Consider the following 1,921-nt stretch of genomic DNA (forward strand, 5'->3'; position numbering starts at 1 on the left):
TGCACCGGCAGTTTTTGCGCGAAGTCCAGCACGGCGGCCTCGTCGGCGGGCGACATCAGGCGGAATTCGATCTCGCCGGCTTCGGTCTGCACGCGGCGCGGATAGGTTCTGGTCTCGCTGCTCATATCGATCTCTCGCATAACCATGAATCGAGTTTCGGCCACAACCGCTTGATGGCGTTGGCGCCGGCGACGACGCTGACATGGCCACCCTTCAGGATCACTTCTTCCTTGTCGGTCGAGCCGACCTTCGGGATCAGGTGCCTGGCCGCGTCATAGGGCACGATGTGATCGTGCTCGGCCACCGCGTGCAGGATCGGTACCTTGATGTTTGCAATATCCGCCTTGCGCCCGCCGACCGACATGGTGTCGTTGAACAGTCTGTTGTCCCACATCAGGTCCTTGGTGATGGTGCGGAAATACTCGCCGGCCAGCGGCAAGGTATCGGTGCCCCAACGATCCATCATCCGGTAGGCCTTGACGTATTCGTCGTTCCATATGTTCTCCCACAACTGCACCTGGCTGGCGGCGCGCGACGCCGGCCGCAGCATCTCGAACGAGGACAGGATCATCTCCGGCGGCACGTTGCCGATGCTGTCGACCAGCCGGTCGACGTCGAAATAGCGGCGGTCCGAGAAATTCGAGAACAGCTTCATCTCGCGGAAATCGATCGGCGTGGTGAAGCAGATCAGGTTCTTCATCGGCCCTTCGTTGAAGATCGAGCCGTACAGCAGCGACAGCACGCCGCCGAAGCAATAGCCGATCACGGTGACGTCGGTCTCGCCGGAATCCTGCTGCACGCGGCGGACGCAATCCGGGATGAAGTCGAGGACGTAATCCTCCATCCGCAGGCTTTTTTCTTCCGGCTTCGGCGCGGTCCAGTCCAGCATGTAGACGTCGTAGCCGCGCCTGAGCAGAAACTCGATGAAACTCTGGCCCGGCACCATATCGAGGATGTAACCGCGATTGGTGGTCGCCATCACGATCAGGATCGGCACGCGGTAGATCTCGTCCGCGATGGGGCGGTAGTGATAGAGGTTCATGGTGCCGCGGACCGCCAGGATGTCCTTCGGCGTCGACCCCAGCGACGGGCCGGATGAGGCGATATATTCGACGCCCTTGATGCTGCGCTGGATCGCGCGCTGCACCTCGGACTGGATCCGGTCCGGAATCGACGCCAGATCGAGGCCCGGGACACTTAAACCAGGACTGGCGTTCATTTTTGCTCTCCGCCCGCCGACGGCGGACGCTTGGTGCGCGGCGGTTTCGGCGCGCCGGGAATTCCGGTCGCGGCGGCGGCATTGCTGTTCATCGCGTTCAGCATCGCCTTGATCTCGTTGAGCTGGCCTTCGATCGACTGCAGCCGTTCGGCCATCGTGACCATCTGCGCCCGGCTCGGCAGGTTCATGCCGACAAGGTATTTCTCCATGATCTCGCCGAGCTGCTTCTGCGCGCCCGCCGTGACCCCGCCGACCTGATTGACGACCTTGGAAAATTCCGGCGAGGCCATGGCCTGGTTGGCGAAGGAGTTGAAACCCTTCTCCATCTCGCCGATCATGTTCTGCCACATCGCGACCGGATCGTTGCTCTTGTCTGCCATCGGCGCCCTCCAGCGTAATCACCGGGGGCTTTGGCGCCCCGCCTTTTGGTCCATACCACACTGTTGCAACAGGGCGGTCAACATGGCAGGCCTATTTGTCAGGCCCCCTGCCGCACCGGAGCCTTCTGCGGCGCGAAAAACCGTGCCATAGAGTTCCCAGTCGCTTGCCATTCGAGGGAGCCCATTACGTGAATTCGTCACCCCATCAGCCGCCGCAGATCGCCCGGGCCAACGGCATCGACATTTGTTACGAGATCTTCGGCGACGCCGGCGCGGAGCCGATGCTGCTGATCATGGGGCTCGGCGCGCAGATGATCCTGTG

At 61.9% G+C, this 1,921-nt stretch carries 2 protein-coding genes and 2 pseudogenes; 1 reads left to right on the forward strand and 3 read right to left on the reverse strand.

The genetic code is table 11. The features are described from left to right. The 3 genes and pseudogenes from Q7U29_RS15530 to Q7U29_RS15540 all read right to left on the reverse strand — a co-directional run. Positions 1–125: pseudogene (locus Q7U29_RS15530) on the reverse strand (GNAT family N-acetyltransferase); the annotation flags it as partial. Next, on the reverse strand, positions 122–1,219 hold the full coding sequence (locus Q7U29_RS15535) for an alpha/beta fold hydrolase (protein ID WP_304742912.1): 1,098 nt from the start codon (positions 1,217–1,219) through the stop codon (positions 122–124). The gene Q7U29_RS15535 and the pseudogene Q7U29_RS15530, both read right to left, overlap by 4 nt. Next, on the reverse strand, positions 1,216–1,599 hold the full coding sequence (locus tag Q7U29_RS15540; RefSeq protein ID WP_304742914.1) for a hypothetical protein: 384 nt from the start codon (positions 1,597–1,599) through the stop codon (positions 1,216–1,218). Before Q7U29_RS15540 ends, Q7U29_RS15535 begins: the two co-directional genes overlap by 4 nt. Before the next feature lie 188 nt (positions 1,600–1,787). Here Q7U29_RS15540 and Q7U29_RS15545 point away from each other — a divergent pair. Next, positions 1,788–1,921, forward strand: a pseudogene (locus tag Q7U29_RS15545) (alpha/beta hydrolase); the annotation flags it as partial.

It is taken from the genome of Bradyrhizobium sp. (genome assembly GCF_030654605.1).
In the GTDB taxonomy this organism is placed as follows: Bacteria; Pseudomonadota; Alphaproteobacteria; order Rhizobiales; family Xanthobacteraceae; genus Bradyrhizobium.